We start from the raw sequence: 23,601 nt of genomic DNA, 5'->3' as shown, positions 1-23,601 counted from the left end.
CGGCCGCCGAAGGCGCGGCTGTAGCGCGCGCCGGCTTCGCTCTGCAGGTAGTTGTCGTCCTGGTGGTCGTGCTGGGTGTGGGTGTCGGGAAAGCGGAAGCTGTCCAGCTCGGCGGAGTCGTAGACCTGATCGCTGACCCGGGCGTTGACCCGCAGGCTGCCGCCGGCCAGCGGCGCCTCGGTGGCGCCGGTCAAGGTCGACTGGGTGCCCCAGCCCTGGCTGTGGATGTGCGCCGACCGGCGCAGCGTTCCGTCGCCGTTGGTGTCTGTGAGCGTTCCGTCGCCGTAGCCGTCGTCGGTGAAGCCGGAGACCGTGAGGCCGCCTTCCCAGGTGCGCGCCCCGACCTTGCCGGAGCCCTCGACGCGCAGCGTGCCCCAGCGGCGGCCGTCCGAGGAGTGCTGGTCGGCGTAGTGGAAGATGCCGCGGGCGCCGTTCTCCTGCTTGGTGATCACGTTGGCGATCACGGTCTTGCCCTGCATGTCGATGCCGGGCGCCCCGCCGCGGATCACGTCGATGCGCGCCACGTGCGTCGCCAGCATCCGCTGCAGCACCGAATCGACGCCCTCGCTCTTGGTCGCCGGGCGCTGGCCGTCGATCAGCACATTGCCCGCCGCGCCCTCGTAGCCGCGCACCCCGGCGCCGGTGTCCAGCGCGAATCCGGGCAGGGCGTTGACCATGTCGAGCGCCGTGTTCGGGCTGATCTTGGTGAAGAAGTCCGGGGCGTAGCTGACGATCGCCGGCTGGGCGACGGTCGCCGCCACGGGAGGCGGCGCTGGCGTCGAGGCCGGGGCGACAGCCGCCGCGGCCTGGGCGAGGACGAAAAGCAACATCGGAACAGGCTCCCCAAAAACGAGGGGAACTGACCTGCGCCCGCGCCGCCGCGCCAATTAAATGGCGGTAAGGTGGATTAATTCGCGGACAGGAATGCCTTTCCCTTCCCGCGGAGCGGGAAGGGAAAGAGCGCTAGACGCTGGTGCCGCCGACCGTCAGGCCGGTGATCTTCAGCGACGGCTGGCCCACGCCCACCGGCACGCTCTGGCCGGACTTGCCGCAGACGCCCACGCCGTTGTCGAAGCAGAAGTCGTCGCCGATCATCGTCACCCGGGTCAGGGCGGACGGCCCGTCGCCGATCAGGGTCGCGCCTTTCACCGGCGTCGTGACCTTGCCGTTCTCGATCAGGTAGGCCTCGGTGCACTGGAAGACGAACTTGCCGTTGGTGATGTCCACCTGGCCGCCGCCGAAGTTGGCGCAGTAGAGCCCGCGCTTGGTGGAGGCGATCATCTCCTCGCGCGGGGTGTCGCCGCTCATCATGCCGGTGTTGGTCATCCGCGGCATGGGCATGTGGGCGTAGGATTGCCGGCGGCCGTTGCCGGTGGCCTCCAGGCCCATCAGCCGCGCGCTCATCCGGTCGTGCATGTAGCCCACCAGGATGCCGTCCTCGATCAGGATGGTGCGGCCGGTCGGCGTGCCCTCATCGTCGACGGTCAGTGAGCCGCGGCGGCCCTGGATCGCCCCGTCGTCGAAGACCGTGACCCCGGGCGCGGCCACCCGCTCGCCGAGCCGGCCGGAGAAGGCCGAGGTGCCCTTGCGGTTGAAGTCGCCCTCCAGGCCATGGCCGACGGCCTCGTGCAGCAGCACCCCGTTCCAGCCGGGGCCCAGCACCACGTCCATCTCGCCGGCGGGGCAGGGGATGGCGTCGAGGTTGACCAGGGCCTGGCGCAGCGCCTCGTCGACCTGCTCCTGCCAGCGCTCGGGCGTGATCCAGGCCTCGAAGCCGGCGCGGCCGCCGGCGCCGGAATAGCCGCTCTCGCGCTTGCCGTCGCGCTCGACGGTGAGCTGCACATTGATCCGCGCCAGGGGCCGCACGTCGCGGATCAGCCGCCCGTCGGCGCGCAGGATCTCCACCGTGCGCCGTTCGCCGGCCAGCGAGGCCATCACCTGCACCACCCGCGGGTCGCGGGCCCGGGCCCAGGCGTCGATCTCCTGGAGGAGGGCGACCTTGTCCGAGAAGTCGGGAGAGGCCAGCGGGTCGTCCTCGCCGTAGAGCTTGGCGTTGGTGGCGCGCGGGGCCTCGGCGGCGACGCCGGCATAGCCGCGCTTGGCCAGCCGGGCGCTGTCGGCGGCGCGGCCGATGGCGGCTTCGGAAATCTCGCTGGCGTGGGCGTAGCCCGCCGTCTCGCCGGCCACCACCCGCAGGCCGAAGCCCTCGGCGGCGTCATAGGCCGCGGATTTCAGCCGTCCGTCGTCGAACAGGAAGCTTTCGCTCTCGGAGCGCTCGACGAACAGCTCGCCGTCGTCGGCGCCGGCCAGGGCCTCACCCAGAATGGCTTCGGCGCGCTTGGGATCGACGCCGGCGGAATCGAGGATCGAAGGAGCAGGGGAATGGGCGTTCATGCCAGGAAGATAGGGAGCCCGCCCGCCCGCGTCACGTGGGCTTCGGCGCCGCGGTCTCCCGGCTGCCGGGCGCGGGGCGGGTCCGGCTCCGGCATGCCCCCGGCGCGAGAGGGGGGTGGGCGCGCCGGGGGCACTCGGTGTTACTCGGTACATCGGCGCGTGTGCAACGTCGCGGCCGAGGCCCAGGTTCGCCCGGCGCGGTTAGCGCCGGGTAAGGATTTCGACCGATTTCCCGGGATGAGCCGCGCCTATTTGACCGCCTCGTCGCGGCGCGCGCCGGCCAGGATGCCGGGGAGGGAGTAGTTCCCCTCGTGGCAGGCGTATTCGAAGATCGGGCCCTTCGCGGCGCGCAGGATCAGCTCGCCGCGCCACGGCCGGGCGTAGATCTGCGGATCGTCCACCGTAAAGCCGTAGAGGATCTCGCCCTTCGACAGGCGGGTGAACCGCTCGGTCACCTTAGCGTCGGGCGAAATGTAGACCCCGAGCGGGAATTTCCAGCCTTCGCCGGGATTGAGGTTGGTGGTCTCCACCACCAGGGTCCGGCCCTCCCAGCGGCCGATCGAATCGCCGGCCCAGGGATGCATGTTCGCCGGCAGCCGCGGGCCGGTCTTCAGGCGGATGATCCGGGGGTCGTGGCCGGACTCCATCCAGATCGCCACGTGGTCGGGGGTCTGGACGAACATGTAGAGGCTGCTGGAACGGTGCGGCAGCATCGGCACGCTGGCCGAGCCCGACCCGCCCATCAGGCATTGCTCGCCGGGCGGGCGCCGTTCGGGGTTGTCGTAGTCGGAGGTCATGATCCGCGCCGCGGTCGCCCGCCCCGCCTTCGACCAGGGCAGCCTGCCGTCCGCCGGATCGACGATCATCGAGGTTCGGAACCGGCCGTCGATCCGCAGCAGCTCCGTTCCGCGCTCCCACCATTCCGAATCGCCGCCGCCCACGCCGCTGGCGTCGTCGGCTGCGTTGTCGGCGGCGTAGACCTTGAGATAGGCGGCCGCCTCGGGGGCGGTGGCCGTCGGGCCGGTCAGGCTCGCGGGACGCTCGAGGGGCGTGGCCGAGACGTTGGTCCAGAGACCCTCGAGGCTGGCCCCGGCGGCGGGACGCGGCCGCGCCGCGGCGGCGCCGGCCAGAAGCACGGCGCCCAGCGCGAGCGCCGCCGTCGCAAATCTTCGCGCCTGCGCCCTCGAACCCATCCCCGCCTCTTGGCCTCTCGGCGCAGCATGCCTCGGCGCACGCCGTTCGCCCACCGCATTTTTCGCGCCGCTCACGCCTCGCCGTGCGGCCCGCGCAGGGGGTCGTGGCCCCAGTTCATCAGGCTCCAGCGCCAGCGGGAGTGGGTGACGTCGCCCCCTTGCCGCAGCGCAAGAGGCCGCTGCGCCAGGTGGCGGCGGCAATAGCCGATCACCTTCTTCATGTGGCGATAGTCGTCATCGGTGAGGTCGGCCGGCGCCTTGGCCTTGATCGCCAGGATCTTCCCGGCCGACTGGCGGCCGACCGATTCCCGCTCGCCGCGCCGGACCGTCCCGACCCTTTGGCTCTGCGGCGTCATCAGCCACGCCCTCAATTCCGCGGGGCTCAGGTTCACCAGCGAATCGAACGCCTTGCGGATATGGTCCTCTTCGTCCGGGCGCAGAGGGATCGGGGGCTTCAGCGGCATGGGCGTCCTTCGAACACGAGTCGGCGAAACGGCTGAAAAGCGGGCGGCCCGGCCGTTCGCGCGGCCGGCTCACGGATGGCCGGCCGATGGGCATGCGCTCGCGCCTTGGCAAGCCCAAGCGATGCGCGTATGCACCCGCGATGAAGGGCCAAGGCGGCGCGCGAGCGTTCGCGCGCGCCGTTCTGTACAGTCGGCTGGATCGTCAGATTCGCGCCATGTGACCGACAAGTCAGACCGAGGGGACATGCAGTCTAGGTTTCAGGGAATGCGGGCGCTGGCGGCAGGGATCGCGACAGGCGCAGTGACGGCGTTCTGGGGCGCTCAGGCGCTGGCGGACGATCTGATCGGCCAGCCCACCAACGGGTCGGTGATGATGCAGCCGGGGGTCACGCCCCTGAAGCATGACGCCATCTTCTTCCACAACATGATCCTGTTCCCGATCATCACGGTCATCACGCTGTTCGTGCTGGGGCTGCTGCTGTGGATCATCATCCGCTACAACAAGCGGGCCAATCCGGTGCCGGCCAAGTGGAGCCACAACACCCCGCTGGAGGTGATCTGGACCCTGGTGCCCGTCCTGATCCTGGTGGTCATCGCGGTCTTCTCATTCAAGCTGCTGTTCGAATACCACGACATGCCCAAGCCCTATATGACCGTGAAGGCCACGGGCTATCAGTGGTACTGGGGCTACGAATACCCCGACCAGAAGATCTCCGAGTTCGTCTCCAACGTCCTGCCGGAAGACAAGGCCAAGGCGGCCGGCAAGCCCTATCGCCTGGCGGCGACCGAGCCCCTGGTGGTGCCGGTCAACCAGACGGTTCAGGTGCTGACCACCGGCGCCGACGTGATCCACGCCTTCGCCGTCCCCGCCTTCGGGGTGATCATGGACGCCGTGCCCGGCCGGGTGAACTCCACCTGGTTCAAGGTCGACCGGATCGGCACCTATTACGGCTCCTGCCGCGAGCTCTGCGGCGTCGACCACGCCTTCATGCCCATCGAGGTGAAGGTGGTCAGCCAGGCCGATTTCGACGCCTGGGTGCTGTCCAAGAAGGGCGTGCCGATCGGGTCCGCCCCGCCGCCTGCGCCCGCCGCCGCTGCGCCTGCCGCACCGTCCGCCGGCGCCTCCGCCACGCCCGCTTCGGCGACGGCCCCGGCTGCAGCGGCGCCCGCCGCGCCGGCGCCTGCCGCCGCCGCGCCCACCGCCAAGCCTGCGGCTCCGGCCGCGGCCAAGAATTGATCCGAGGACCCGCGTAAGATGGCCTCCGCCGCGCACGACCACAGCCACGACAGTCACGACAGCCACGACCACAAGCCGGGGTTCATCACCCGCTGGCTGTTCTCCACCAACCACAAGGACATCGGCACCCTCTACATCCTGTTCGCGATCTTCGCGGGCCTGGTGGGCGGCGCCCTGTCCGGCCTGATCCGCTGGGAGCTCTACGAACCCGGGATCCAGATCTTCCAGCCGCACTCGTGGATCGCCCAGCTCGGGCTGATCGAGGGCTCCAAGCACGGCTACAACGTGGTGGTCACGGCCCACGCCCTGATCATGATCTTCTTCATGGTCATGCCCGCGATGATCGGCGGGTTCGGCAACTGGTTCGTGCCGCTGATGATCGGCGCGCCGGACATGGCCTTCCCGCGGATGAACAACATCTCGTTCTGGCTGCTGATCGCCTCCTTCATCATGCTGGTGACCTCGATGTTCGTCGACGGCGGACCCGGACGGGGCTTCGGCGGCGGCTGGACCATGTACGCGCCGCTATCGACCTCGGGTCACACAGGCCCCGCGATGGACTGCGCGATCCTGTCGATCCACCTGGCCGGCGCCTCGTCGATCCTGGGCGCCATCAACTTCATCACCACCATCTTCAACATGCGCGCGCCGGGCATGACGCTGCACCGCATGCCGCTGTTCGTGTGGTCGATCCTGGTGACGGTGTTCCTGCTGCTGCTGTCGCTGCCGGTGCTGGCGGGCGCGATCACCATGCTGCTCACCGACCGCAACTTCCACACCCACTTCTTCGACGCGGCCGGCGGCGGCGACCCGGTCATGTACCAGCACCTGTTCTGGTTCTTCGGCCACCCCGAGGTCTACATCCTGATCCTGCCGGGCTTCGGCATGATCAGCCACATCGTCTCGACCTTCTCGAAGAAGCCGGTCTTCGGCTACCTCGCCATGGCCTACGCCATGGTCGCCATCGGCTTCATCGGCTTCCTGGTGTGGGCGCACCACATGTTCACCACGGGCATGAACGTGAACCTGACGGCCTATTTCGTGGCCGCCACCATGGTCATCGCCGTGCCGACGGGCGTGAAGGTGTTTAGCTGGATCGCCACGATGTGGGGCGGGTCGATCGACTTCAAGACGCCCATGCTGTGGGCGATCGGCTTCATCTTCCTCTTCACCCTGGGCGGCGTCACCGGCGTCGTCCTGGCCAACGCCGGCGTCGACTACCAATTCCAGGACACCTACTACGTGGTGGCCCACTTCCACTACGTGCTGAGCCTGGGCGCGGTGTTCGCGATCTTCGCGGGCTTCTACTACTGGTTCGAGAAGATGTGGGGCGTGAAGTACCGCGAGTGGCTGGGCGCCCTGCACTTCTGGATCACCTTCATCGGCGTGAACGTGATCTTCTTCCCGCAGCACTTCCTGGGCCTGCAGGGCATGCCGCGCCGCTACGTGGACTATCCGGAGGGCTTCGCCTTCTGGAACAAGGTGTCCTCGATCGGCTACGCGATCACCCTGGTGGGCGTGGGCGTCTTCCTGGTCGTCCTGATCGACGCCATGGTCTTCCGCCGCAAGGCCGAGGCCAACCCCTGGGGCGAAGGCGCCACCACCCTGGAATGGACGCTGCCCTCGCCGCCGCCGTTCCACCAGTTCAACGAACTGCCGGTGGTCACGGCCGACAGCCACTAAGGCGGCAAACCGCGACAAGACGTCGGGGGGCGCGGATCCTAGGGTTCGCGCCCCCCGGCCATTTTGAGAGTAGACTTCCATGGCCATGATCCAGGCCGTTTCCGCCCCCACCCGTGCGCCCGCCCGCTGGCAGGATTTCCTGCAGCTTCTGAAGCCGCGCGTGATGTCGCTGGTGGTGTTCACGGGGCTGACCGGCCTGGTCTGCGCGGGAACGCCGGTGCACCCGTTCCTGGCGGGCGTGGCCATCCTCTGCATCGCGGTGGGCGCGGGCGCCTCGGGCGCGCTCAACATGTGGTACGACGCCGACATCGACGGCAAGATGCGCCGCACCCGCGGTCGGCCGGTGCCCGCCGGGCGGGTGCAGGGCGCCGACGCCCTGGCGCTGGGCGTGGTGCTGTCGATGTTCTCGGTCATGCTGATGGGCATGGCGCTGAACTGGCTGGCGGCGGGCCTGCTGGCCTTCACCATCTTCTTCTACGCCGTGGTCTACACCGTCTGGCTGAAGCGCTGGACGGCGCAGAATATCGTCATCGGCGGCCTCGCGGGCGCCTTGCCGCCGGTGATCGGCTGGGCCGCGGCGACGGGCACGGTTCCGCTCAACGCCTGGCTGCTCTGCGGCATCATCTTCATGTGGACGCCGCCGCATTTCTGGGCGCTCAGCCTCTACACCAGCGAGGACTACAAGAAGGCCGGCGTGCCGATGATGCCGCTGGTGGCCGGCGCGTCGTCCACCCGCAAGCAGATCCTCATCTACAGCCTGCTCTTCACCCCGCTGTGCCTGACGCCGGTGCTGACCGGCCTGGGCGGGCCGATCTACCTGGCGGTGGCGGGTCTAGGCGGCCTGGTCTTCCTGCTGCTGGCGGTCCGGCTGTTCCGCAGCCGCGCCGGCGACGCCCAGGCGCAGCGCAAGGATGACGGTCTCTACGACGTGAGGGCCGGCGCCAAGGACGCGCGCAACCTGTTCGCCTTCTCGATCCTCTACCTGACCCTGCTGTTCGCCACCCTGCTGGGCGAGCATCTGATGAGGGTCACGCCCCTGGACCTGCTGTCATGAGCGATCCCGCCCGCGAGACGGACGTCGAGGCCCGCGCGCGGCGCGGCCGCAACATCGCGCTCGCGCTCGGCCTGGTGATCTTCGTGATCCTGGTCTTCGTCGTCACCATCGTGAAGTTGGGCGGCAATGTCGCAAACCGACCCCTCTAGGACTCCGCCGGCCCGGCGCCGGATCGGCCGCAACGGCCGCGTCGCGCTGATCTGCGGCGTGGTGTTCGTGGCCATGGTGGGGGCGGCCTATGCGGCGATCCCCTTCTACCGCGCCTTCTGCCAGGCCACCGGCTACGGCGGCACCATCCGCAAGGCCGAGGCGGCGCCCGGCGCGGTGCTGGACCAGACCCTGGAGATCCACTTCGACACCAACGTGCGCGGCCTGCCCTGGGACTTCTCGTCGGAACAGAGCTCGCAGACGGTCAAGATCGGCGAGACCAAGGTGGCGATCTTCAAGGTCACCAACCACGCCGACCATCCGGTCACCGCACGCGCGGTGTTCAACGTCGCCCCCGACCAGGCCGGCGTCTATTTCCGCAAGCTCTCCTGCTTCTGCTTCTCCGACCAGACGGTGGCGGCCGGGGCCACGGTGGAGATGCCGGTGCTCTATTTCGTCGACCCGAAATACGCGACGGACTTCGAGACCCGGAAGGGCAAGACCATCACGCTCTCCTACACCTTCTTCCCCGCCACCGACGTGAAGGCGCCGAAGGCCCAGGCGGCGGACTGAAGCCCGCCTTTCCCCTTGGCGGGACCCGCGCGGCAGGGCTATAGCGTCACGCGAACCGGTCTATGCGCGCGGGCCTGAGTCTTCGTGCGTCGGACCGCGGGATTTGTGAGGGACTAGGACCACCGATGGCCGCAGGCGTGAAGCACGACTACCACCTGGTCAACCCGAGCCCGTGGCCGCTGGTCGGCTCGATCTCGGCGACGGTGATGGCCCTGGGCGGCGTGACCTGGATGAAGGGCCTGTTCGGCCTGCCGGCGCATACCTCCTGGCTGTTCTTCGCGGGCCTCGCGGGCGTGCTGTTCACGATGATCGTCTGGTGGCGCGACGTGGTCATCGAGGCCAACGAGGGCGACCACACCCCGGTGGTCTCCATCGGCCTGCGCTACGGCATGATCCTGTTCATCGCGTCCGAAGTGATGTTCTTCGTCGCCTGGTTCTGGATCTTCTTCGAGATGGCGCTGTTCCATCACGTGCGCGCCCTGTCCTCCATCGACGACGTCCGCACCGCCTGGGCCACCTGGCCGCCGAAGGGCGTCGAGACGGTCCCGGCCTTCCAGCTTCCGCTGGTCAACACGCTCACCCTGCTGCTCTCGGGCACGACGGTCACCTGGGCCCACCACGCGCTGCAGACCGGCGACCGCAAGGGCGCCAAGATCGGCCTCGTCCTCACGATCATCCTGGGTGTGCTGTTCACCTCGATCCAGGCCTACGAGTACAGCCACATCATCGAGCACAAGTACTTCTTCAACCCCGAGGCGGTGAACGCCGGGCTCTATGGCTCGTCGTTCTTCATGGCCACCGGCTTCCACGGTTTCCACGTGCTGATCGGAACGATCTTCCTGACGGTCTGCCTGGCGCGCCTGCTGGCCGGCGGCTTCACGCCCCAGAAGCACTTCGGCTTCGAAGCGGCCGCCTGGTACTGGCACTTCGTCGACGTGGTGTGGCTGTTCCTGTTCGCCTTCATCTACGTGATCTTCGGAGCGCACGGCGGCTAGCTTGAATGGCGAAGCCTGATCCTCTGCTGTCGGGCGCGGCCGGGCGCTGCCCCAACTGCGGAGAGGGCCACCTGTTCGAGGGCTTCCTGAAAGTCTCGCCCCTGTGCGAGGCCTGCGGTTTCGACCTCGCCGCGGCGGACTCGGGCGACGGGCCGGCGGTCTTCGTGATCCTGATCGCGGGCCTGATCGTGGCCTTCGGCGCGCTCTTCACCATGGTGGCGTTCCGCACGCCGGTCTGGCTCACCCTGCTGATCTGGCTGCCGATGACCCTGGTCATCGTGCTCGTGCTGCTGCGGCCCATGAAAGGGCTGATGCTGGCGGCGCAGTTCAAGAACAAGGCCAGCCAAGCACGCCATGACTAGCTCCTGGGAGCCTCGCGTCGAGGCCGGCCCGACCCGACCCGACCCCAAGGGCTTTCCCGTCGGCATGACGGTCGCCGCGGCGATCGCCTTCGTTATCCTGATCGGCCTGGGCGTGTGGCAGCTCCAGCGCCTGAAGTGGAAAGAGGCCCTGCTGGCCGGCATCGCCCGCGCCGAGGCCGCGCAGCCCAGGCCCCTGGAGCCGGTGCTGGACCGCCTGGCGCTCGGCCGCGACGAGGAGTTCGTGCGGGTGAAGGTCACCTGCCCGGGCCTGGCGCGCGCGCCGGCGCTGGAGCTCTACAGCCTGCGCGAGGGCCAGATCGGCGCGCGGCTGATCTCGGCCTGCCCGGTGGTGAGCGGCGCCTACCGCTCCATCCTGGTGGACCGCGGCTTCATCCCCGACACGGTGGCCGCCCGCCCGCCGCCCGACCCCGCCAGCCGCGACCCGATCGAGGTGACCGGCGTGCTGCGTCCCGGCGAGCGCGGCAACTTCACCACCCCGCCGGCCACGACGAGCAAGTGGTACCTGCACGACGCCAGGCGGATGGCCGCGGCCCTGCACGCCGATGCGCCCACCGCGCCGCTGTTCCTGATGGCCGAGACCTCGACCAACCCCGATTTCAAGGCCCTGATCCCCGCGCCCTTCCCGGTGGATATCCCCAACCGCCACCTGGAGTACGCGCTCACCTGGTTCGGCCTTGCGGGCGCCCTGGCGGGCGTCTATGGCGCGGCGGTCTTCAAGCGAATGAGAGGCTGATGCGCTACGTCTCCACCCGGGGGCAGGCTCCCCCTGTGGGCTTCGTCGACGCGGTCCTGGGCGGGCTCGCGCCGGACGGCGGGCTCTATGTGCCGCAGGCCTGGCCGCAGATCGGCGCGGCCGAGATCGCGGGCTTCGCCGGCCAGCCCTACGCCGAGGTCGCCGCGCGTGTGATCGGCGCCTTCGCCGACGGGGAGATCGCCGCCGCCGACCTGCGCGAGATGTGCGCAGAGGCCTACGGGACCTTCACCCACGCCGCGGTCGCGCCGCTCGTGCAACTCGCGCCCGACGTCTTCCTGGCCGAGCTGTTCCACGGCCCGAGCCTGGCGTTCAAAGATGTCGCGATGCAGATCCTGGCGCGGCTCTACGACCACCTGCTGGGCGGGCAGGGGCGGACCCAGACCATCCTCTGCGCCACCTCCGGCGACACCGGCGGAGCGGCGGTCGAGGCCTTCCGCGGGCGCAAGAACGTCAAGGTCGTGGCGCTTTTCCCCGAGGGCCGCATCAGCGAGGTGCAGCGCCGGTTCATGACCACGGCCACGGAGCCCAACGTCGCCTGCGTGGCGGTGAAGGGCTCCTTCGACGACTGCCAGGCCATCGTGAAGGCCGCCTTCCAGGACGAGGCCCTGCGCCAGGCTGTGGACCTCTCGGGCGTCAACTCGATCAACTTCGCCCGCATCGCCGCCCAGGCGGTCTACTACTTCACCACCGCCGCCGCCCTGGGCGCGCCGCAGCGCAAGGTCAGCTTCGCCGTGCCCTCGGGCAATTTCGGCGACGCCTTCGCGGGGTACGTCGCCCACCGCATGGGCCTGCCGGTGGAGCGGATCCTGGTGGCCACCAACGGCAACGACATCCTGGCCCAGGCCTTCGAGACCGGCCGCTACGCCCGCGGCAAGGTGCACCAGACCATGTCGCCGGCCATGGACATCCAGTCGGCGTCCAACTTCGAGCGGCTCTATTTCGAGGGCGTGGACCGCGAGGCGACCGACACCGCGCGCGCCTTCACCGCCTTCGCCGACACGGGGGCCATCGACCTGCCGCCCAAGGCCTACGCGGCCATGCGCGAACTGTTCCGCGGCGCCAGCGCCAGCGAGGGCGACACCGCCCGCGCCATGCTCTCGACCCTCAACGAGACCGGCCAGCTCGTCGATCCGCACACCGCCGTGGCGCTCTCGGCGCTGGCCCGCACCGGCGGCCTGAACGGGCCCGTGGTGGTGATGTCCACCGCCCATCCGGCCAAGTTCCCCGAGGCCGTGGCCAAGGCCTGCGGCGTGACGCCGACCCTGCCGCGCGGCGCCTTCGACCTCGCCGCCCGCCCCGAACGCTTCGACCGCCTGCCGGCGGAGGCCGAGACCATCAAGGCCTACGTCCGCGCCTTCTCGGAGGGCTGAGCCCATCGCGCCCGCCACGACACCCAAGGTCCACACGCTCGGCAACGGCGTCCGCGTCGTCTGCGACTCGATGCCGGGGCTGCAGACCGTGGCCCTGTCGGTGGTGGCCGGCCGCGGCGCGCGGGCCGAGGACGAAGCCCGTTCCGGCTGGTCGCACCTGCTGGAGCACATGGTCTTCAAGGGCGCCGGCGGCCGCTCGGCCCGCGAGATCGTCGAGGTGATCGAGGCCGAGGGCGGCAACATCAACGCCGCCACCGGCTATGAGCGCACCAGCTTCCAGGTCCGCGCGCTCGCCGGCGGCCTCGATCTCGGCTCGCAGGTCCTGGCCGACCTGGTGCAACGCCCGACCATGGACGCCGGCGACCTCGCCCGCGAGAAGCAGGTGGTCGCCCAGGAGATCGCCGAGGCCGCCGACGCCCCCGACGACCTGGTCTTCGAACTGGCCCAGACCGCGGCCTTCGACGGCCAGCCCCTGGGCCGCCCGATCCTCGGGACGCCGCACTCCATCGCGACCACGGCGCCGGAAAGCCTGAATGCCTGGCGCGGCTATCTCTACGCGCCCGGGACCCTGGTGGTAAGCGCCGCCGGGGCGGTGGACGAAGACGACCTCCTGCGCCTGGCCGAGCGCGACTTTGGCCACGCCCCCGACGCCGCCGGGGCCTCGCCGGCGCATCGGCCCGGGGCCTTCACCGGCGGCCAGCGCGTGGTCGCCAAGCCTCTGGAGCAGGCCAACCTGGTCCTGCTGCTGCCCGCGGTCGGCGTCGCCGACGAGGCCTATTTCGCCCTGCGCCTGCTGGCCGAGATCCTCGGCGGCGGCATGGCCTCGCGTCTGTTCCAGGAAGCGCGCGAGAACCGGGGCCTCGCCTACGCCATCGACGCCTATTCGGAGACCTATTCCGACGTGGGCGTGCTGGGCGTCTTCGCCGGCTGCGCGGCCAAGGACGCCGCCGAGCTCGCCCGGGTGGCGGCCGGCGAGATCGCCGGCATGCTGAAGCCCGTCCCCGAGGCGGAACTGGCCCGCGCCAAGGCCCAGCTCAAGGGCGCCATGTTCATGAGCCGCGAGGGCGCGCTGGCCCGCGCCGAGCAGGCCGCCGGCCAAGTGCTGCTGTTCGGCCGCACCCTCGACCCTGCCGAGGTCGCCGCCCAGGTGGACGCCGTGACGCCCGCCGACCTGGTCAGGCTCACCGAACGCATCCTCGCCCCGAAGAAAGCCGCCGTCGCCGTCCTGGGCCCCAGGGCCTCGCTGAAGGCCGCCCCGGCGTTCGAGGCCGCGCTGTTCGGCTAGGGCCCTTCCGTCAGGCGCCCTTCGGAGAGGCGCTCCCGACTTGCCGCGGACGCGCAATCGCGCGACCTTCACCGCCCATGGCCTTGCTGGACTGGATCGTGCCGGAGAGCGGACTTCGCGTCGATGGCGAGGGGATCAGCCTGCGGCCGCCGCGCGCCGGCGACTACGCCGAGTGGCGCGAGCTGCGCGCCGTCAGCCGTGCGTTCCTGCAGCCCTGGGAGCCCACCTGGCCGGCCGACGACCTGGGCCGCGGCGCCTACCGCCGCCGGCTGATCGCCTACGCCCGGGACCGCGACGCCGGCGCCGCCTATCCGTTCTTCGTGTTCCGGCACGAGGACGGGGCGCTGACCGGCGGCATCACCCTCTCCAATGTGCGCCGCGGCGTCGCCCAGATGGGCTCGGTGGGCTACTGGTGCGGCAAGCCTTTCGCACGGCACGGCCACACGCTGGCGGCCGTCCGCGCGATCAGCGACTTCGCCTTCCGCACCCTGGGCCTGCATCGCCTGGAGGCCGCCTGCATCCCCGAGAACGACGCCTCGCGGCGCCTGCTGGTGCGGGCCGGTTTCGACGAGGAGGGGTTCGCCAGGGCTTATCTTAAAATTAACGGCGTCTGGCGTGATCATGTCCTGTTCGGCTTGATCTCGCCCTTCAAGCGGCCAGACGGTCCGGACGAGGGCGTTTCGGTCTGACCCCGGCCGCCCGAAACGGGCGGTCTTGAGAGCCTTTCGGAAACCATAAGGCTCTAGACTTTGGGTTCGGGCCCGCCACTCGGCGGCCTCAAGTTGGCGGGGCGTTTCTTCCTTGGCGATGCCGAGCGACCGTTGGATGTGGGACGCCACCTCGACGCTGGAAGCGTTGGGCGCGGCCGACGTCGCGCTGTGGGTGTGGGAGCCCGAGCGCGACCGCATGCGGCTGACCGGCTCGACCCGCGCGCTTGGGCTGGGCCCGCTGGCCCCCGACTGCTCCTCCGCCGCCCTTCGCGCGCTGACCCTGCCGCAGGACCGCGCCTACGCCGAGGACATCCTGCGCGTTCAGGAGCCGGGGACCGAAGTCGCCGTGCGCCTGCGCATGCGCGGCGCGGGCATTTCCATCTGGCGCGGCGTCTGGCTGGAGGAGGGCGTGCGCGCCGCCGGCGTCGTGGCGCCGGAAACCCGCTTCGCCGCCTCCGACCAGGACATGCTGACCGGCCTCCTGGATCGCCGCAGTTTCATCATCCGCGCCCGCGAGCAATTGGCGATCCCCGGCCACTACGAAGTCATCGTCGCCGACCTCGACCGCCTGCGCCGCCTGAACGAGGCGCTCGGCCACGAGCGCGCCGACCTGGTGCTGGCGGCCCTGGGGTCGCGCCTGGCCGCGGCCTTCCCCGCCGAGGCCGTCCTGGCCCGCATCGGCGAGGACGAGTTCGCCGCCATGGCCCCGGCCGGCGCCTCGCCGGGCGCCGAGGTCCTGCGCCGCGCCCTGGAACAGCCTCTGCGCGTCGCCGGCTTCGACATCCATCCGACCCTGTCGATCGGCGCGGTGGACGCCCGCGGCGGGCCCGACGCCCCGGAGGCCGCCGAGCTGCTGCGCCGCGCGGAGCTGGCCGTGGAAGCCGCCAAGACCAACGGCCGCGGCGGGGCGGCCGCCTATGGGCGAGGCATGGAGAGCGACGGCCTGTCGCGCCTGGCCCTGGAGGGCGACCTCAAGGGCGCGCTGGGCCGCGGCGAGCTGACGCCCTTCTACCAGCCGATCGTGCGGCTCTCGACCGGGGCGCTCTCCGGCTTCGAGGCCCTGGTCCGTTGGCGCCACCCGCGCCGGGGCCTCTTGATGCCCGACACCTTCCTGCCGCTCTGCGAAGAGATGGGGCTGATGGAAGAGCTGGGCGCGATGATGATGCGCGAGGCGGCCCAGCAGCTCGCCGCCTGGCGGCAGAAGCACAAGGCGGCCGGCGAACTGACCGTCGCCGTCAACCTGTCGACCCACGAGATCGACCGCCCCGACCTGGTCTCCGATGTGGCCGCCATCCGCCGCGAGACCGGCCTGCCGCCCGGCGCTTTGAAGCTGGAGGTCACCGAGGGCGACGTCATGCGCGACCCCGAGCGCGCCGCGGTGATCCTGGGCGAGCTGCGCGCCGCCGGCGCGGCCCTGGCGCTCGACGATTTCGGCACCGGCTTCTCCTCGCTCAGCTACCTGACGCGCCTGCCCTTCGACACGCTGAAGATCGACCGCTACTTCGTGCGCACCATGGCGACCAACGAGGGGTCGCTGAAGATCGTCTCCTCGGTGGTCAAGCTGGGCCAGGACCTCAATCTGGAGGTCGTCGCCGAAGGCGTCGAGAACGCCGGCATGGCCCGCCAGCTCCTGGCGCTGGGCTGCGACTACGGCCAGGGCTTCGGCTACGCCCCGGCGCTCTCGGCCCAGGAGGCCGAGGTCTACCTCAACGAAAGCTACGTCGACGGCGCCGCCCCGGTGAAGGCCAAGGGGTCCAGGGAGTAGTTCAGCGCCCCTACGCCCGCCCGGCCACCGAGCTCAGCCGTTCCGGGTCGACGCCCAGCTTGCCCAGGGCGCGGGTCCATTTGCGCGGGTAGTCGCGGCCGAAGATCAGCTCCTCGTCGGCCTCGCAGGTCAGCCAGACGTTGGCCTTGATCTCATCTTCCAGTTGGCCGGCGCCCCAGCCGGCGTAGCCCAGGGCCAGGAGGCTCTTCGACGGCGCGCCATTGTGGGTGGCCATGGCCTCCAGCACCTCGCGCGTGGCGGTCAGCGCCACGCCGGGACCGACGTCCAGGCTCGCCTCGCCGGCGTAGTCGGTGGAATGCAGCACGAAGCCGCGCTCGCGCTCCACCGGCCCGCCCATCAGCACCAGGTCCGGCGGCAGCTCGATGGTCGCCTTGATGTCGAGCCTGTCCAGGAGATCCGGGACGGTCAGGCCCTCGACGGGGTTGTTCACCGCCAGGCCCATGGCGTGTTCCTCGTCATGGGCGCAGACCAGGATCAGGGCGCGCTCAAACCGCGGATCGGAGATCCCCGGCATGGCGATCAGCAACTGGCCCGAGAAGAAGCCGTCTTCCATGACCTCGACATTTGACCTCGGATGGGACGCATTCAAGGCCTCATCGCCAGCCCGCGCTTGCCCTGCGCGGAGATGACGCTATCTGGGCTAGAGCCCTTCCCACTCAGGTTGAATCAACCTGATGGGATGAGAAGGGCTCCAGATATGGGCGACGATCCTGTTTGATCCCGGCTGACTGGCCGGGACAGGGTCTAGCGGTAATTTCAGGAGGACGGACCATGACCATCAAAGTCGGCGACAAGCTGCCCAGCGTGACCCTGACGGAGGCGACCGCCGAAGGTCCCAAGCCTGTCACCACGGACGAATTCTTCGCCGGCAAGAAGGTGGCGCTGTTCGCGCTGCCGGGCGCCTTCACCCCCACCTGCTCGGCCAAGCACCTGCCGGGCTTCAAGCAACTGGGCGCCCAGATCAAGGCCAAGGGCGTCGACGTGATCGCCTGCCTGTCGGTCAACGACGCCTTCGTGATGCGCGCCTGGGCCGAGGACCAGGCGGTGGGCGAGGACATCGTCATGCTGGCCGACGGCGGCGCGGCCTTCACCGATGCGGTGGGCCTGGCCTTCGACGCCTCGCGCTTCGGCATGGGCAAGCGCTCGCAGCGCTACTCCATGATCGTCGACGACGGGGTGGTGAAGGAGCTGAACGTCGAGGAAGGCGGCGAGTTCAAGGTCTCGGCGGCCGACTACCTGCTGGCGCAGCTCTAGGCGCGGCGACGCAAGGATCCGATCGTCATGGCCGGGACAAAGCCCGGCCATGACGACCCCTTGGGGAGTCCTACTGCTTCGGCGTAGTCATCGCGCCGGTCGACATCGAGCCGGTGGCCATGGCGCCGGTCTTGGTCATCGCGTCCTTCTTCATGACCTTCTTTTTCATCGGCTTCTTCATGCCGTCGGTCTTCATGCCGTCGGTCTTCATCGACGAGGTCGCCATGGCGCCGGTCGACATCGCGCCGGTGGCGGGCTTGTCCTGGGCGCCGGCGGCGCCGGCGGCGCTGGCGACGGCGGTGGCCAGGGTGGCGGCCGCCAGCGCGACGAGGGTGTTGCGGAGGGTCATTTCAGGTCTTCCTTGGGGTTGGAGCCGGGCAAGCCGGCAGGGTCTCCTCCGCGGGGATGCGGAGAATTGGGGCGTTCAGCGATGAGGGGTGGGTCAGCCCTTGGCGGCGGCCAGGATCGGGCCGCCGGGCCCGGCCTGGAGCAGGATGGCGGTGTTCAGCCCCATCGGCCCGGCGGGGACCGGGAAACGCCTGGCGCCGCCGTTCCAGTCGCCCAGCCGGGTCAGTTCGCGCACCACGTTCTTGTGCGGCAGGGTCTTGCCGGTGTTCTCGCCGCGCTTGATGGGCACCTGCACGACGTTGGGGTCATAACGCACCAGCCAGACCTCCGCCGGCCGCGCCGGCGCGGGCCCGGCGACGGCGGCGCCGCCGCCGCCCAGGGTCACGGTCGGGCCGCCGGCCGGCAGGATCGCGCGTTTCAACGCCGCATCGATCTCGCCGACGCTGCCGCCGACGGTGTCGAGCCGGCCGTTCACCACCACCTGCGGCGTGGCGACCTGGGTGTGGCGCAGGCCGCGCGCGTAGTCCCACTGCCGGTCGGTGAACCGCTTCTGGGCGAAGGTGTCCTTCCAGCCGAGGTCGTCCCAGTAGGTCACCCCGAAGGAGAGCGCCAGGATCTCCGGCCGGGCTGAGATGGCCGCCAGCGCCGCATTGGCCGGCGGGCAGGAGGAGCAGCCCTGGCTGGTGTAGAGTTCGACCACCTGCACGGGCGCGGCGGGCTGCGCGCCGGCGACGGCGGGTGCGGCCAGGGCCGCGGCGGTCAGCAGGCTGGCGATCAGGCGTTTCATGGTCGTCTCCGGTAAAGCTCGATCCCTGGTTCGCAACGCAATGCCGTTCGGTTACCAAGGCCGCAGCATGTAACCTTTCGCCAGGCAGCGCGAACTCATCCGAAGGCGGCGTTGGACGAGATCGAACCCAGACTGAAAGGCCTGATGCTCGCCGGCCTCGCCGGGGAGGCCGGACCCTATCGCCGGCTGCTGGATGAACTGAGCGGGCTCCTGCGCGCCTACTACGGCCGCCGCTGCCCGCCGGGCGTGGACGCCGAGGACCTGGTGCAGGAAACCCTGATCGCCGTGCATACCCGCCGGGCCACCTACGACGCCGGCCAGCCCTTCACCGCCTGGGCCTATGCCATCGCGCGCTACAAGCTGATCGATGCGCTGCGCCGCGGCCGGGCCCACCTGCGCGCGCCCGCCGAGGAGGCCGAGGCCCTGTTTGTCCCCGCCGGGGCCGACGCCGCCATGGCCGCCCGCGACCTCGACCGGGTCATGGCCGACCTGCCGCCCCGCACCCGCAGCCTCATCCGCGAGACCAAGATCGAGGGGCTTTCCACCCGCGAGGCGGCCGAACGCCACGGCATGACGGAATCGGCGGTGAAGGTCGCCATCCACCGGGGCCTGAAGGCCCTGGGCGGCAAATATGGAGGCGATAGCCTCGATGAAGACTGACGAGCTGATCGCCAGCCTGTCCGCCGACCTGCGCAGGGTCGCGCCCGGCGCCGTGGCCCGCCGGGTGGCTCTGGGCCTGGGCCTGGGCGCCCTCGGCTCGACCGCGGTGATGCTGGCCTGGCTCGGCCCGCGGCACGACCTCGCCCAGGCCATCGCCACGCCGATGTTCTGGATGAAGTTCGGCTATGCGGCGGTCACCGGCCTGATCCTGGCGGTGCTGCTCGCCCGCCTGGCCAAGCCCGCGGCGCGGGCCGGCGCGCTGGTGGCCGTCGCGGCGATCCCGTTCATTGTGGTCGCAGCCATGGCGGCGATGCGCTTCGTCCAGGCGCCGCCGCAGGCCCACCACGCCATGCTGATGGGCCACACCTCGATGATCTGCCCCTGGCGGATCGCGGCCATCGGCCTGCCGCTGCTGGCCGGGGCGGTCTGGGCGGTGCGGGGCTTGGCGCCCACGCGCCTGCGGGCGGCGGGTCTGGTCGCCGGCGGCTGCGCGGGGGCGCTGGGCGCGGCGGTCTACGCCGTCGCCTGCAACGAGACCTCGGCCCCGTTCCTGGCCATCTGGTACACGCTGGGCATGATCCTGATGGCGGCCCTGGGCGCCGCGGCCGGCTCGCGGCTGCTGCGCTGGCGGTAGCGGCCCGCCGGGCCTATCTGCGCCGCTCCTGCTTCGCCAGTTCGATCTGGGCGGCCGTCTGGGGCAGCTCGTCGAGGGTCAGCTTTCCGTCGTGGCGCTTGTCGAGCTGGTTGAACCTGCGATCGGCGGCGGCCAGGAACTCGGCCTTGGTGACCAGGCCGTCCAGGTTGGTGTCGGCGGCGCGGATCGGCTCGGCCTCGGCCAGCAGGCCATAGGCGGCCGCCCCGATCAGTTCGCGCGGCGCCCGGCGCTGGGCGTTCAGCCCGGCCATCGGGCCCTGGGCGCCTTGCACACCCTGGCCGTTCTCGTTGGCGGGCCCGCCGAGCATGCCGGCGATGGAGCCCGCCTGCACGCGGATCAGCCGCGCCCCGTCGCGCCCCGGGACATCGCCCGCCAGCGCCACGCCGGCCATCCGCGCGAGCGGCCGCGCCAACTGCGACACCCGGCCCATGCCGAACAGGTCCGGCAGCACCTTGGTCTCGTAGAAGGCGATCTTCGGCCCGTCGAGGACGCCGGCGTCGTCATAGTCCAGCGCCTCGAAGAAGCCCTTGTGGTCGGCGCGGAACTCCTCGCGGGTGATCACCCCGTCGTGGTTCAGGTCGGCCTGCTTGAACCACAGGGCCACCGGATAGGGCTCGCCGGCCTTGCCGCGATAGGGCTCGCCGCAGGGGCTGACGAACAGTTGGGTGAAGCCGCCGACCATATGGGCCTGGCCCTGGGCGGCGCTGCGCTGGGCCGCCATGCCGCCGGCGAGGGCCGCCAGGCCCAGGGTGATGGTCAGTGCGCCAAGCCGCCGCCGCATAGGTTTCCCCCAGTCGAATCCGCAGAGACCCTACGACAGAACTTCGGCATCAAGGCGCCAAGACTGTTTCAGGCGCGACGCCGACCGGCCGCCGGGTTTCAGCCGACCGGCAGGGTCGGGACCGGCTCGTGCCCCAGGCACACCGCCACGCAGCGCCGGGCCAGCAGTTCGCCCGCGTCGATGAACGGCGCCTTGACGTCCTGCGGCCCCAGCGCCAGCGGCGCCTCGGTGCAGCCGGCGATCACCACCTCGGCCCCGTCGGCGATCAGGTCGGCGGCGTAGGCGGCCATCTCGGCCCGCACGTCGGGGCCCACGTCGCCGGCCTTGATCTTGTAGATGGTGTCCAGCAGCTGATCCTGCCGCGCCGGCGGCAGGGCGACCAGCCCCATGGCCTGGGCCGCCAGGTATTCGCGGTAAAGGCGCAGCGCCCCCTTGGTGCCCAGCACGCCCACCCGGCGCGCGCCCAGGTCGCGGGCGGCGGTGGCGGCGGTCTCGATCATGTCGATCAGCGGCAGGCCGCTCGCCCGCTGGATCAGGTCGGCGTAGGCGTGGGCGGTGTTGCAGGCGATGGCCAGGACGTCGGCGCCCGCGCCCTGCAGCGCGCCCGCCATCTCCGCCAGCACCGGCCCGGCCAGGGAGCCCGGCGCGTTGCGGTCCGGCACCTTGGGGTTGATGTCGACCAGCACGCGGATGTGGTCCTGGTCGCTCTGCGCCGGCGTGAAGGCCTGCAGCTTGGCCAGGAAGTCCACCGTCGCCGCCGGGCCCATGCCGCCCAGCACGCCGAGCACGAGGGAGTCGCTCATCTACAGGTGCCCGTCGAGCACCGACTGGTAGCCGAACAGCCCCTGAGCGCCGCCGGTGTGCAGGAACACCACCGTCTCGCCGTCGAACTTGCCGGCCTGGGAGAGCGCGATCAGGCCCTTCATCGCCTTGCCGGTGTAGACCGGGTCCAGCAGGATGGCGTCGGTGCGGGCCGCCAGCTTCAGGGCCTCGATCACCTCCTGGTCGACCAGGCCGTAGCCCGCGCCCACGTAGTCGCAGTCGGCGACCACCATGTCGCGGGTGACCCGCTCCTTGTGGCCGAGCAGGTCGGCGGTCTCGACGGCCAGCTTGAAGACATTGGCTTCCTGGGCCTCCTTCGCGGCGCGCACGCCGATGCCCAGGATCGGGATGTCGGCGCCCATCACCGCGATGCCGGCCACCAGGCCCGCGTGGGTGCCGGCGCTGCCGGTGGCGGTGACGATGCGGTCGATCTCCAGGCCCATCTCATTGGCCTGGTTCACCAGCTCCAGCGCGCACTCCACATAGCCCAGCGCGCCGATGATGTTCGAGCCGCCGCCCGGGATGACGTAGGGCCGCCCGCCGCGTTCGGCGACCTCGGCCGCCACCTTGGCCAGCTCGGCGTTCATGTCCGCGCCGCCCGGCACGCGGCGGATCTTGGCGCCCATCAGCTCGTCCAGCAGGACGTTGCCGGACTGGGTGTAGTCGATGGCGTTGGAGCCGGTCCGCTCCTCCAGGATGACCTCGCAGTCCAGGCCGAAGCGGCAGGCCGCCGCGACGGTCTGGCGCACGTGGTTCGACTGCACCGCGCCCTGCGTCACCAGGGTGGTCGCGTCGTTGGCGAGCGCGTCGCCCAGCAGGTATTCCAGCTTGCGGGTCTTGTTGCCGCCGCCGGCGAGGCCCGTGCAATCGTCGCGCTTGATCCACAGGTCCGGCCCGCCGCCGGGCGATCCGGAGAGCGCCTGGGTGAGCCTGGGAAGCGGCTCCAGCGGCGTGGGAAGATGGGCGAAGCGGACGGGATTGAAGCGGGACAGATGCATGGGGCCCGCGCTTACATCGAACTTGACCCAAGGGACAGCCCCCCGCAGCGATTTCCCTCCCCTTTCTGGGGAGGGTGGCGAGCGCCGGCGAGACTGGTGGGGAAGCGTGGGCCGGCGTGCTGAGTCAGCGCGTGAGCGCGACCGCCCCACCCCGGCCGGCTGCGCCGGCTCGGCCCTCCCCATGAGGGGGAGGGAAAACTAAGGCCGCTTGCCCTTGGGCAGGGCGGCCACCTCGGCGGGCTTCAGCTTGGTGACGCTGGAGACGATGCAGTGGGCGCCGCGGACGCTGACGTCCCAGTCGATCGGCTTGCAGATCAGGCCCATGCCGAGGCTTTTCAGCACGATCGGATCGGATGAGGTCGCGGCCGCGAGGCAGTTGTCGCTCATGGTCAGGCGATAGACCGCCGTGCCGTTGTAGTCGAAGTAGAGGGTGTGATCGTCGCCGACCGTGTGGTTGCGCAACCACTCGGGCCGCAGGCAACTGTCCTCCGCCGCCGACGCCTGGAAGGCGCAGGCCGCCGTCCCGAACGCCACGGCCGCCGCCAAGCCCGCCATAACAAGACGCTTCATGGTCGATACTCCTGAAATCTCGGTTGGCCCCGTCCCGGGCGAGCCTAGACCCTTCCCGGGTCAGGTGGAATCACCTGAACCGGGCAAGCAGGGCCCATCTTCAAGAGATCGGAGCACGGCGCGTAGGCGAACCGGCCTCCATTTCGCCCTGACGCGCTCCGGCGCGCTTCAGCCGGTCGCGCTGACCGTGGGCGACGGCTCGCCGCGCCGGGGGCGTGGCGGGCAGGCCTGCTGGAGCATCTCCGCCAACTCTGCCTGGCCGTAGGGCTTGGAAAGCCGCATCAGGTCTTCGCCGACGCCCGGCGGCAGCTCGGCGTAGCCGGTGGCCAGCACCACCGGCATCCCCGGATGGCGCGCGCGGATCTCCTCGGCGAGCTGCAGGCCGGTGACCTGCGGCATGGCGAAGTCGGTGATCACCACGTCCGGCGTGCTGCGGGCCAGCAGGACCATGGCGTCGGCGGCCGAGGTCGCGGCCAGGACCCGGTGGCCCAGGTCCTCCAGCATGGCGGCGGTGTTGGTGAGCACCAGTTCGTCGTCGTCCACCGCCAGCACCGTCAGCACGTTCCCTGTCGCCGGGGATTGGGGTGGGCGCGTCGCCGCCCGCTCGACGCCGGCCGATTCCGCCCGCGGCAGCCACAGTTCGATCCGCGTCCCCTCGCCCGGCTGGCTTTTCAGCACCAGGCGGCCGCCGGACTGTT

General features: G+C 70.5%; 26 protein-coding genes and 1 pseudogene. 15 read left to right on the top strand and 12 right to left on the bottom strand.

What is annotated here, in order from left to right; genetic code table 11:
• The 4 genes and pseudogenes from VNW53_RS18635 to VNW53_RS18620 all read right to left on the bottom strand — a co-directional run.
• A pseudogene (locus VNW53_RS18635) lies at positions 1-830 on the bottom strand (TonB-dependent receptor); the annotation flags it as partial.
• Positions 831-963: 133 nt separating this feature from the next.
• Complete coding sequence (gene tldD / locus VNW53_RS18630; RefSeq protein WP_325557459.1) at positions 964-2,394, bottom strand: metalloprotease TldD; 1,431 nt, start codon at positions 2,392-2,394, stop codon at positions 964-966.
• A 248-nt stretch (positions 2,395-2,642) separates the two neighbouring features.
• The gene (locus VNW53_RS18625) at positions 2,643-3,587 is read right to left on the bottom strand and encodes a hypothetical protein (RefSeq protein ID WP_325557458.1); all 945 of its coding nucleotides are present in this window, start codon (positions 3,585-3,587) and stop codon (positions 2,643-2,645) included.
• A gap of 71 nt (positions 3,588-3,658) precedes the next feature.
• A complete protein-coding gene (locus VNW53_RS18620) occupies positions 3,659-4,051 on the bottom strand; it encodes a DUF3140 domain-containing protein (protein WP_325557456.1) in 393 nt (130 codons plus the stop codon).
• Between the two features lie 244 nt (positions 4,052-4,295).
• On the opposite strand from VNW53_RS18620, the gene coxB reads away from it, so the two are divergent.
• The 12 genes from coxB (at position 4,296) to VNW53_RS18560 (ending at position 16,007) form a co-directional block, all read left to right on the top strand.
• The gene (coxB, locus tag VNW53_RS18615) at positions 4,296-5,288 is read left to right on the top strand and encodes a cytochrome c oxidase subunit II (protein WP_325557454.1); all 993 of its coding nucleotides are present in this window, start codon (positions 4,296-4,298) and stop codon (positions 5,286-5,288) included.
• Between the two features lie 18 nt (positions 5,289-5,306).
• Positions 5,307-6,971: a cytochrome c oxidase subunit I gene (gene ctaD / locus VNW53_RS18610; RefSeq protein ID WP_325557452.1), complete on the top strand. Its 1,665-nt coding sequence runs from the start codon at positions 5,307-5,309 to the stop codon at positions 6,969-6,971.
• A gap of 79 nt (positions 6,972-7,050) precedes the next feature.
• Complete coding sequence (cyoE, locus tag VNW53_RS18605; RefSeq protein WP_325557451.1) at positions 7,051-8,025, top strand: heme o synthase; 975 nt, start codon at positions 7,051-7,053, stop codon at positions 8,023-8,025.
• Complete coding sequence (locus VNW53_RS18600) at positions 8,022-8,174, top strand: hypothetical protein (protein WP_325557449.1); 153 nt, start codon at positions 8,022-8,024, stop codon at positions 8,172-8,174. The genes cyoE and VNW53_RS18600 overlap by 4 nt, the downstream gene beginning before the upstream one ends.
• Positions 8,152-8,745 carry a cytochrome c oxidase assembly protein gene (locus tag VNW53_RS18595; RefSeq protein ID WP_325557448.1) on the top strand — a complete coding sequence of 198 codons (594 nt, stop codon included), beginning with the start codon at positions 8,152-8,154 and terminating at the stop codon, positions 8,743-8,745. The genes VNW53_RS18600 and VNW53_RS18595 overlap by 23 nt, the downstream gene beginning before the upstream one ends.
• Before the next feature lie 125 nt (positions 8,746-8,870).
• Positions 8,871-9,740, top strand: a complete 870-nt coding sequence (locus tag VNW53_RS18590) for a cytochrome c oxidase subunit 3 (protein ID WP_325557446.1) — start codon at positions 8,871-8,873, stop codon at positions 9,738-9,740.
• A 5-nt stretch (positions 9,741-9,745) separates the two neighbouring features.
• Positions 9,746-10,102 carry a DUF983 domain-containing protein gene (locus tag VNW53_RS18585; protein WP_325557444.1) on the top strand — a complete coding sequence of 119 codons (357 nt, stop codon included), beginning with the start codon at positions 9,746-9,748 and terminating at the stop codon, positions 10,100-10,102.
• The gene (locus VNW53_RS18580) at positions 10,095-10,856 is read left to right on the top strand and encodes an SURF1 family protein (protein ID WP_325557442.1); all 762 of its coding nucleotides are present in this window, start codon (positions 10,095-10,097) and stop codon (positions 10,854-10,856) included. The genes VNW53_RS18585 and VNW53_RS18580 overlap by 8 nt, the downstream gene beginning before the upstream one ends.
• Positions 10,856-12,247 (top strand): threonine synthase, encoded by a 1,392-nt coding sequence (gene thrC, locus VNW53_RS18575; protein WP_325557440.1) that lies wholly within the window; start codon positions 10,856-10,858, stop codon positions 12,245-12,247. The genes VNW53_RS18580 and thrC overlap by 1 nt, the downstream gene beginning before the upstream one ends.
• Before the next feature lie 4 nt (positions 12,248-12,251).
• Positions 12,252-13,532 carry a pitrilysin family protein gene (locus VNW53_RS18570; protein WP_325557461.1) on the top strand — a complete coding sequence of 427 codons (1,281 nt, stop codon included), beginning with the start codon at positions 12,252-12,254 and terminating at the stop codon, positions 13,530-13,532.
• 77 nt (positions 13,533-13,609) lie between these two features.
• Entirely contained in the window at positions 13,610-14,221 is a 612-nt protein-coding gene (locus VNW53_RS18565) for a GNAT family protein (RefSeq protein ID WP_325557439.1), read from the top strand.
• A gap of 118 nt (positions 14,222-14,339) precedes the next feature.
• The gene (locus tag VNW53_RS18560; RefSeq protein ID WP_325557460.1) at positions 14,340-16,007 is read left to right on the top strand and encodes a bifunctional diguanylate cyclase/phosphodiesterase; all 1,668 of its coding nucleotides are present in this window, start codon (positions 14,340-14,342) and stop codon (positions 16,005-16,007) included.
• Positions 16,008-16,017: 10 nt separating this feature from the next.
• Here VNW53_RS18560 and VNW53_RS18555 read toward each other — a convergent pair whose 3' ends face one another.
• Positions 16,018-16,581 carry a YqgE/AlgH family protein gene (locus tag VNW53_RS18555; protein WP_325557438.1) on the bottom strand — a complete coding sequence of 188 codons (564 nt, stop codon included), beginning with the start codon at positions 16,579-16,581 and terminating at the stop codon, positions 16,018-16,020.
• 218 nt (positions 16,582-16,799) lie between these two features.
• Between VNW53_RS18555 and VNW53_RS18550 the strand changes: the two genes are divergently transcribed.
• Positions 16,800-17,282, top strand: a complete 483-nt coding sequence (locus VNW53_RS18550; protein WP_325557437.1) for a peroxiredoxin — start codon at positions 16,800-16,802, stop codon at positions 17,280-17,282.
• 70 nt (positions 17,283-17,352) lie between these two features.
• Here the strand turns inward: VNW53_RS18550 and VNW53_RS18545 are convergent, their stop codons facing one another.
• Together VNW53_RS18545 and VNW53_RS18540 are read right to left on the bottom strand one after the other, a co-directional pair.
• Positions 17,353-17,631, bottom strand: coding sequence for a pentapeptide MXKDX repeat protein (locus VNW53_RS18545; protein ID WP_325557436.1), 279 nt, complete (start codon positions 17,629-17,631; stop codon positions 17,353-17,355).
• 93 nt (positions 17,632-17,724) lie between these two features.
• Positions 17,725-18,417, bottom strand: a complete 693-nt coding sequence (locus VNW53_RS18540; RefSeq protein ID WP_325557435.1) for a DUF1223 domain-containing protein — start codon at positions 18,415-18,417, stop codon at positions 17,725-17,727.
• Positions 18,418-18,528: 111 nt separating this feature from the next.
• Here VNW53_RS18540 and VNW53_RS18535 point away from each other — a divergent pair, with 111 nt between their 5' ends.
• A complete protein-coding gene (locus tag VNW53_RS18535; protein WP_325557434.1) occupies positions 18,529-19,077 on the top strand; it encodes a sigma-70 family RNA polymerase sigma factor in 549 nt (182 codons plus the stop codon).
• Positions 19,067-19,711, top strand: a complete 645-nt coding sequence (locus VNW53_RS18530; protein WP_325557433.1) for a DUF1109 domain-containing protein — start codon at positions 19,067-19,069, stop codon at positions 19,709-19,711. The genes VNW53_RS18535 and VNW53_RS18530 overlap by 11 nt, the downstream gene beginning before the upstream one ends.
• A 13-nt stretch (positions 19,712-19,724) precedes the next feature.
• Here VNW53_RS18530 and VNW53_RS18525 read toward each other — a convergent pair whose 3' ends face one another.
• The 5 genes from VNW53_RS18525 to VNW53_RS18505 all read right to left on the bottom strand — a co-directional run.
• Positions 19,725-20,513, bottom strand: a complete 789-nt coding sequence (locus VNW53_RS18525) for a hypothetical protein (RefSeq protein WP_325557431.1) — start codon at positions 20,511-20,513, stop codon at positions 19,725-19,727.
• Between the two features lie 98 nt (positions 20,514-20,611).
• Complete coding sequence (locus tag VNW53_RS18520) at positions 20,612-21,316, bottom strand: aspartate/glutamate racemase family protein (RefSeq protein WP_325557430.1); 705 nt, start codon at positions 21,314-21,316, stop codon at positions 20,612-20,614.
• The gene (locus VNW53_RS18515; RefSeq protein ID WP_325557428.1) at positions 21,317-22,333 is read right to left on the bottom strand and encodes a D-cysteine desulfhydrase; all 1,017 of its coding nucleotides are present in this window, start codon (positions 22,331-22,333) and stop codon (positions 21,317-21,319) included. It lies immediately after the preceding gene.
• A gap of 198 nt (positions 22,334-22,531) precedes the next feature.
• A complete protein-coding gene (locus tag VNW53_RS18510; protein WP_325557426.1) occupies positions 22,532-22,903 on the bottom strand; it encodes a hypothetical protein in 372 nt (123 codons plus the stop codon).
• A 168-nt stretch (positions 22,904-23,071) separates the two neighbouring features.
• Positions 23,072-23,601 (bottom strand): response regulator (locus tag VNW53_RS18505; RefSeq protein WP_325557424.1); only part of this gene is annotated, 530 nt, incomplete at its 5' end.

Source organism: Phenylobacterium sp., from assembly GCF_035569475.1.
Lineage (GTDB): Bacteria > Pseudomonadota > Alphaproteobacteria > Caulobacterales > Caulobacteraceae > Phenylobacterium.
This window is presented reverse-complemented; position numbering and strand designations above follow the sequence as displayed.

Excerpts from the sequence above, each read along its gene's own strand:
- tldD (WP_325557459.1), bottom strand. The coding sequence starts at position 2,394 with ATGAACGCCCATTCCCCTGCTCCTTCGATCCTCGATTCCGCCGGCGTC.
- VNW53_RS18625 (WP_325557458.1), bottom strand. The coding sequence starts at position 3,587 with ATGGGTTCGAGGGCGCAGGCGCGAAGATTTGCGACGGCGGCGCTCGCG.
- VNW53_RS18620 (WP_325557456.1), bottom strand. The coding sequence starts at position 4,051 with ATGCCGCTGAAGCCCCCGATCCCTCTGCGCCCGGACGAAGAGGACCAT.
- coxB (WP_325557454.1), top strand. The coding sequence starts at position 4,296 with ATGCAGTCTAGGTTTCAGGGAATGCGGGCGCTGGCGGCAGGGATCGCG.
- ctaD (WP_325557452.1), top strand. The coding sequence starts at position 5,307 with ATGGCCTCCGCCGCGCACGACCACAGCCACGACAGTCACGACAGCCAC.
- cyoE (WP_325557451.1), top strand. The coding sequence starts at position 7,051 with ATGGCCATGATCCAGGCCGTTTCCGCCCCCACCCGTGCGCCCGCCCGC.
- VNW53_RS18600 (WP_325557449.1), top strand. The coding sequence starts at position 8,022 with ATGAGCGATCCCGCCCGCGAGACGGACGTCGAGGCCCGCGCGCGGCGC.
- VNW53_RS18595 (WP_325557448.1), top strand. The coding sequence starts at position 8,152 with ATGTCGCAAACCGACCCCTCTAGGACTCCGCCGGCCCGGCGCCGGATC.
- VNW53_RS18590 (WP_325557446.1), top strand. The coding sequence starts at position 8,871 with ATGGCCGCAGGCGTGAAGCACGACTACCACCTGGTCAACCCGAGCCCG.
- VNW53_RS18585 (WP_325557444.1), top strand. The coding sequence starts at position 9,746 with ATGGCGAAGCCTGATCCTCTGCTGTCGGGCGCGGCCGGGCGCTGCCCC.
- VNW53_RS18580 (WP_325557442.1), top strand. The coding sequence starts at position 10,095 with ATGACTAGCTCCTGGGAGCCTCGCGTCGAGGCCGGCCCGACCCGACCC.
- thrC (WP_325557440.1), top strand. The coding sequence starts at position 10,856 with ATGCGCTACGTCTCCACCCGGGGGCAGGCTCCCCCTGTGGGCTTCGTC.
- VNW53_RS18565 (WP_325557439.1), top strand. The coding sequence starts at position 13,610 with ATGGCCTTGCTGGACTGGATCGTGCCGGAGAGCGGACTTCGCGTCGAT.
- VNW53_RS18560 (WP_325557460.1), top strand. The coding sequence starts at position 14,340 with ATGCCGAGCGACCGTTGGATGTGGGACGCCACCTCGACGCTGGAAGCG.
- VNW53_RS18555 (WP_325557438.1), bottom strand. The coding sequence starts at position 16,581 with ATGGAAGACGGCTTCTTCTCGGGCCAGTTGCTGATCGCCATGCCGGGG.
- VNW53_RS18550 (WP_325557437.1), top strand. The coding sequence starts at position 16,800 with ATGACCATCAAAGTCGGCGACAAGCTGCCCAGCGTGACCCTGACGGAG.
- VNW53_RS18545 (WP_325557436.1), bottom strand. The coding sequence starts at position 17,631 with ATGACCCTCCGCAACACCCTCGTCGCGCTGGCGGCCGCCACCCTGGCC.
- VNW53_RS18540 (WP_325557435.1), bottom strand. The coding sequence starts at position 18,417 with ATGAAACGCCTGATCGCCAGCCTGCTGACCGCCGCGGCCCTGGCCGCA.
- VNW53_RS18530 (WP_325557433.1), top strand. The coding sequence starts at position 19,067 with ATGAAGACTGACGAGCTGATCGCCAGCCTGTCCGCCGACCTGCGCAGG.
- VNW53_RS18525 (WP_325557431.1), bottom strand. The coding sequence starts at position 20,513 with ATGCGGCGGCGGCTTGGCGCACTGACCATCACCCTGGGCCTGGCGGCC.
- VNW53_RS18520 (WP_325557430.1), bottom strand. The coding sequence starts at position 21,316 with ATGAGCGACTCCCTCGTGCTCGGCGTGCTGGGCGGCATGGGCCCGGCG.
- VNW53_RS18515 (WP_325557428.1), bottom strand. The coding sequence starts at position 22,333 with ATGCATCTGTCCCGCTTCAATCCCGTCCGCTTCGCCCATCTTCCCACG.
- VNW53_RS18510 (WP_325557426.1), bottom strand. The coding sequence starts at position 22,903 with ATGAAGCGTCTTGTTATGGCGGGCTTGGCGGCGGCCGTGGCGTTCGGG.